The sequence below is a fragment of the Verminephrobacter aporrectodeae subsp. tuberculatae At4 genome, from assembly GCF_000193225.1.
Classification (GTDB): domain Bacteria; phylum Pseudomonadota; class Gammaproteobacteria; order Burkholderiales; family Burkholderiaceae_C; genus Acidovorax; species Acidovorax aporrectodeae.
Window position 1 is genome coordinate 1 of the sequence record NZ_AFAL01000840.1, and the last position, 797, is coordinate 797.

Sequence of the window (797 nt, forward strand, 5' to 3'; positions counted from 1 at the left end):
CATGGCGGCGATCATGGCCAAACTCTCGGGAGGAACCGATGGCGCCGACACGCTCACCGGCACGCCAGGCAACGACACCCTCAGCGGCGGAGCAGGCAACGACGATTTGCGTGGCTTGGCGGGAGACGACACCTTGAATGGTGACGAGGGCAACGACTACCTGGAGGGCGGAGCGGGAGCGGACACGCTCGACGGAGGAGCAGGCAACGACACCCTGAACGGAGGCTACGGCAACAACACCTACCTGTTCGGACGAGGCGATGGACAGGACCGGGTGCAGTACTACAGCGATGCGGCGGCGGACAAGCTCAACACGCTGCAGTTCAAGGCAGGAGTGGCGCCTGGAGACATCGTGCTCAAGCAGGTGTACGACAACCAGTCGGGTCGAGTGGAGGCCCTGGAGGTGTCCATCACCGGAACGTCGGACAAGTTCGTGATCAACGGGTTCTTTGTGGGGAACAACCCCTATGGCGCCTACAACCCGGTGCAGCAGTTCAAGTTCGCTGATGGCACTACCTGGAACATGGCGGCGATCATGGCCAAACTCTCGGGAGGAACCGATGGCGCCGACACGCTCACCGGCACCCCAGGCAACGACACCCTCAGCGGCGGAGCAGGCAACGACGATTTGCGTGGTTTGGCGGGAGACGACACCTTGAATGGTGACGAGGGCAACGACTACCTGGAGGGCGGAGCGGGAGCGGACACGCTCGACGGAGGAGCAGGCAACGACACCTTGAACGGCGGCTACGGCAACAACACCTACCTGTTCGGACGAGGCGATGGGCAGGACCGGG

1 protein-coding gene is annotated in these 797 nt (G+C 63.4%); it reads left to right on the plus strand.

Annotation, left to right across the window (positions count from 1 at the left end):
- Window positions 1-13: 13 nt before the first annotated feature.
- Window positions 14-797 (plus strand): calcium-binding protein (locus VTU_RS35610; protein WP_322835872.1); only part of this gene is annotated, 784 nt, incomplete at its 3' end.